This is a genomic window from Protofrankia sp. Cr1, assembly GCF_963555865.1.
GTDB lineage: Bacteria > Actinomycetota > Actinomycetes > Frankiales > Frankiaceae > Protofrankia.
Map to the genome: position 1 here is coordinate 19,373 of NZ_CAUVXO010000035.1, position 4,431 is coordinate 23,803.

Here is a 4,431-nt window from a genome sequence, read left to right on the forward strand (position 1 = left end):
CGGATCGGCGCGTACCTGAATCATCAACCTGTGACGTTCAAGCAACCTGTGACGTTCGAGAATTGTGAATCCAGTATTTTCGTGGCAACTACAGACACTCCACCCATGACCGTGCCGCCATCGCGCCGCCGGAGCCCCCGTGGTCCGCTCGTGCTCGACATTCGCGAGCTGAGCCGTCGCGCGGGTTCGATGAAGCACGTCGTGACCCGGGTGCCGGCACCCGCGGGGCTGGGGACTGAAATGATCAATGTCCCGCCGGGCGTGCTCATCGAGTTGGACCTCCGGCTGGAAGCCGTGATGGAGGGTGTGCTCGTCAGCGGCACTGCGTCCACGCCGTTGGCGGGTGAGTGCTCGCGTTGCCTCGACCCGTTCGAGGACGAGGCGACGGTCGACATCCGAGAATTGTTCTACTACCCGGACAGGGTCGTGGACAACGCCGATGATGACGACTGCCAACAGGTCGTCAACGATCATCTCGATCTCGTGCCGGCGCTGCGTGACGCACTGGTACTCAGCCTGCCGCTGTCGCCCTGCTGCCGGCCGGACTGCGCTGGTCTGTGCGTTGACTGCGGAGCGCGACTGGACGACCTTGAGCCCGACCATACCCATGAACGGGTCGACCCTCGGTGGGCAGCACTGCCATCGCTGGTCGAGAACCCATCGCAGGTCGAGAACCCGGCAGCGATCGATAATAAGGAGAAGGACTAGTGGCCGTCCCGAAGCGTCGGACCTCGCGCAGCAACACCCGCTCCCGGCGGGCCCAGTGGAAAGCGAAGGTCCCAGCCCTGGCCACGTGCCCGCGTGGTCATGTGGTCCGGCCGCACACGGTCTGCCCGACCTGCGGCCGGTACAACGATCGACAGGTCATCGACGTCTAAGTGGTGTGACACACGTAGCGGTCGATCTACTCGGTGGTGATGGCGCACCGGCATCGGTCGTCGACGGCGTGAGGCGTGCGCTCGTCGCTGACCCGACCTTGGCTGTCAGCCTGGTCGGCCCGGCCCGGACCGCCGAGCCGCTGATGCGCGCGTACGGTCTGGAAAGCGGGGACCGGCTGCGGATCGTCGAGGCGTCCCATGCGGTCGGTCCCGACGCGGACGCCGTCCGTGCGGTGCGGTCGAGGCGGGACGCCACGGTGCGGGTCGCGGCCCGCCTGATCAGGGATGGTGCCGTCGACGCGATGGTGTCGGCTGGTCCGGCGGCCGCGGCTGTGGCCGCGGCGGCGTTCACCCTCGGTCCGCTTCCCGGGGCCAGCAGGCCTGCGCTTGCCGTGGTCGTCGACGCTTCGCCCGGGGCTGCGGTCCTGCTGGATGCGGGCGCGGTCACCGACGCCGGCATCAGCGCCGACCAGCTCACCCAGTGTGCGGTCACCGGATCGGTCTACGCCACAATCTGCCTACAGGTGGCGCGTCCCAGGATCGGGCTGCTGTCCGCGGATCCGGGCCATCCGGCCCCGCCGGCTCATCCGGACCGATCGCGTGGGGGCACCGGTGTGTTGATGAACGCCGGTGAACTCATCACCGAGCTGGGGCTCGACTTCGTCGGTGGCGTCGGTGCAGCCACGGTCGTGGCCGGTGGCGAGGCTGACGTCGTGGTCAGTGACGGTTTCACCGGGGCGGTCCTGGTATCGGGTCTGCGGGCGGTTGTGCAGGCTGTCGGTCAGCCAGCGCCTGTTGGTCAGCTACCGCGAGCGTCGCCGGGGTGGCATCTGCGGGAGGGGACATTCGTGGTTGGTGTCGACGGGATCGTGGTCGTAGTGGATGGTCGGTCCGGCCAGACCGCGGCGGGAGTCGCGTTCGCGATTGCCGATGCGTCCGCCGCGGACCGGGCCGGCTGGGTGTGCCACCAGCGCGCGGCCCTCGCCGACCTCGTCACGCACCGCCGGGTCCGCGCCGGGTTGTCGGCATGACCCGCGGCGTGGCGCTGCCGGCGCCCAGGGACGGCCTCGTGACCGCCCTCGGTGTTCCGGTCGACGTCGACCTGCTCGAACGGGCTCTCACGCACCGCTCCTACGCCTACGAGCAGGGTGGCCTGCCGACCAACGAGCGGTTGGAGTTCCTCGGCGACTCCGTCCTGGGTCTTGTCGTCACCGACGCCCTGTTCCACCGCCATCCGGACCTGCCCGAGGGGCAGCTCGCCAAACAGCGCGCGTCCGTGGTCAACATGCGTGCCCTCGCCGAGGTCGCCCGTGCTCTGGGGGAGCACGGCATCGGCCCGTACCTGCTGCTGGGCCGCGGTGAGGAGAGCACCGGAGGTCGGGACAAGGCGAGCATCCTCGCCGACACCCTGGAGGCGCTGATCGGCGCGGTGTACCTGTCGACCGGTGGGTTGGGCGGCCTGCAGGTCGCGTCCGAGTTCGTCCACCGCCTGTTCGACCCGCTGCTGGACGTGGCCGCCGGTCGGGGTGCCGGGCTGGACTGGAAGACCTCGTTGCAGGAACGGACCGCACTGCTGTTGCTGGGTCCGCCCGAGTACGAGGTGGATGAGTTCGGACCGGACCATGCCAAGCGGTTCGCCGCCCGCGCAGTCGTGGCCGGGGAAGTCCTCGGCCACGGTGATGGCGGGAGCAAGAAGGAGGCCGAGCAGCGTGCCGCCGCCGCGGCCTTCCAGACGTTGGAGGAACGGTCGGCCGACCCGCGTGACCCAGACGAGTCGAGTCGTGACGGCGATCCGGTGGACGGCGATCCGGTGGACGGCGGCCCGGTGGACGGCGATCCGGTGGACGGCCGATCCGACACGCCGGTGCGCACGGGTAACCGCTGACCGGCCGTCGAGCGCGTCGCGATGCCCGAGCTTCCCGAGGTCGAAGTCGTCCGGCTCGGTCTTGAACGGGCGTTGGTCGGTCGGACGATCGCGACCGTCGCGGTCGCGCACCCCCGGGCGGTACGGCGTCATACCGCGGGGGCCGCTGACTTCGCGGCGGTGCTTGCGGGCCACACGATCGTCGCCGCGCGTCGGCGCGGGAAATATCTGTGGTTGGAGCTCGGTGGCGCCATGGCGCTGCTCGGTCATCTCGGGATGAGTGGTCAGCTTCTGGTGGTGCCCGCGGACAAACCCCCCGAGACCCACCTCCGAATCCGCTTCACGTTCTCCGACGCCGGTCGGGAACTGCGATTCGTCGATCAGCGCACCTTCGGCGGTCTCGCGGTCGTCCCCACCGGCGCGGGTGTCCCGGAGCCGATCGCGCATATCGCACTGGATGTCCTCGACCCGGGCTTTTCCGATGCCGGGTTCATCGCGGCCATCGGCCGGCGCCGGACCGGAATCAAACGCGCGTTACTTGATCAGAAGTTGGTCAGCGGCATCGGCAACATCTATGCCGACGAATCCCTGTGGCGGGCGCGACTGCACTATGCGCGTCCGACCGAGACCCTGACCCGCGGTGAGCTCGGCCGGTTGTTGGACGCGGCACGTGAGGTCCTCGTCGCGGCGCTGCGCGCGGGCGGGACGTCCTTCGACTCGCTTTACGTGTCGGTCAACGGTGTGAGCGGCCTGTTCGACCGCTCGCTTGAGGTCTATGGGCGGACCGGCCAGCCGTGCTCGCGATGCCAGACGCCGGTCCGCCGGGACGCCTTCATGAATCGGTCGAGTTTCACCTGCCCACGCTGTCAGCCACGGCCGAGAAGCGCCCGTTGGTAGCTTCCCCCGGACGGCGGCGGAGCCGCATTCCGGGGGAAACGTTCTTTACAGCTTGCCGCCGGGGATGTTCGGTACCGCGGTCTGAGTGGGACCGGATGTGCGGGGTGGGGCGTAGCCCGGCTCGATGATCTCGGTTGGGGCGGCTGGCGCCGGTGCCGGTGTGGCACTGCGGAGGCCCTGGGTGCTGGCCTGGGGCACCGGCAGGATGCCGGCGTCCTGCCGAACACTTTGGCCGCAGCCGGTGAGCGACAGCGTCGCCGGGATGACGATGGCGCTGACCAATATCATCATGGCATGCCGGCTGCGGGGAAGGCGCACCCGGAACCGACGGGATCGAGGAGAAGGCATGGTATCCACAATGGCTCGGTACCCTATCGTGCCTATGCGCGATGTTCCCGTAGAGCCGGCAGATCGTGATGATCATGATACGTCGGCCGGGTCCGGCCCGCCGGCCCGCCTGACGGCGTGGGTGTCAGGAACGGTTCAGGGGGTTGGCTTTCGGGCCTATGTCCGGTCCCGCGGGCGGCGGCTCGGTCTGGTGGGCTCGGCGACCAATCTCACCGACGGTCGGGTCGAGGTCGTCGTGGAGGGCCCGCGAGCGGCATGCCAGGCGCTGCTGGAGATGCTGCGGGCCGGCCATACGCCGGGTGTGACGACCCAGGTGACCTTCTCCTGGTCGCACGCACAGGGCGATCTGTCAAATTTCACCCGGAAATGAGCCGGATCGACGACCGGTCGGCCGACGGCCCGCCGAGGACCAGCTGACGATCGGCTGGCGACCAGCCGACGACC

The 4,431-nt window shown here is 69.2% G+C and carries 7 protein-coding genes; 6 read left to right on the forward strand and 1 reads right to left on the reverse strand.

All coding sequences use genetic code 11. The features are described from left to right. The first annotated feature begins 105 nt into the window (after positions 1-105). Genes U9980_RS05670 through mutM form a run of 5 tightly spaced genes read left to right on the forward strand, consistent with a single transcriptional unit; the run spans position 106 to position 3,639 of the window. The gene (locus tag U9980_RS05670; protein ID WP_416210162.1) at positions 106-708 is read left to right on the forward strand and encodes a YceD family protein; all 603 of its coding nucleotides are present in this window, start codon (positions 106-108) and stop codon (positions 706-708) included. Then, a complete protein-coding gene (gene rpmF, locus U9980_RS05675) occupies positions 708-878 on the forward strand; it encodes a 50S ribosomal protein L32 (RefSeq protein WP_322748321.1) in 171 nt (56 codons plus the stop codon). Before U9980_RS05670 ends, rpmF begins: the two co-directional genes overlap by 1 nt. A gap of 5 nt (positions 879-883) precedes the next feature. Further along, positions 884-1,909 carry a phosphate starvation-inducible protein PhoH gene (locus tag U9980_RS05680; RefSeq protein WP_322748320.1) on the forward strand — a complete coding sequence of 342 codons (1,026 nt, stop codon included), beginning with the start codon at positions 884-886 and terminating at the stop codon, positions 1,907-1,909. After that, a complete protein-coding gene (gene rnc / locus U9980_RS05685) occupies positions 1,906-2,763 on the forward strand; it encodes a ribonuclease III (RefSeq protein WP_322766980.1) in 858 nt (285 codons plus the stop codon). The genes U9980_RS05680 and rnc overlap by 4 nt, the downstream gene beginning before the upstream one ends. Before the next feature lie 21 nt (positions 2,764-2,784). After that, on the forward strand, positions 2,785-3,639 hold the full coding sequence (gene mutM, locus U9980_RS05690; RefSeq protein ID WP_322766981.1) for a bifunctional DNA-formamidopyrimidine glycosylase/DNA-(apurinic or apyrimidinic site) lyase: 855 nt from the start codon (positions 2,785-2,787) through the stop codon (positions 3,637-3,639). Positions 3,640-3,684: 45 nt separating this feature from the next. On the opposite strand, the gene U9980_RS05695 is transcribed toward mutM, so the two are convergent. Then, positions 3,685-3,930 (reverse strand): hypothetical protein, encoded by a 246-nt coding sequence (locus tag U9980_RS05695; protein WP_322755600.1) that lies wholly within the window; start codon positions 3,928-3,930, stop codon positions 3,685-3,687. A 91-nt stretch (positions 3,931-4,021) separates the two neighbouring features. Between U9980_RS05695 and U9980_RS05700 the strand changes: the two genes are divergently transcribed. Next, the gene (locus U9980_RS05700) at positions 4,022-4,357 is read left to right on the forward strand and encodes an acylphosphatase (protein ID WP_322748332.1); all 336 of its coding nucleotides are present in this window, start codon (positions 4,022-4,024) and stop codon (positions 4,355-4,357) included. The last annotated feature ends 74 nt before the right edge of the window (positions 4,358-4,431 follow it).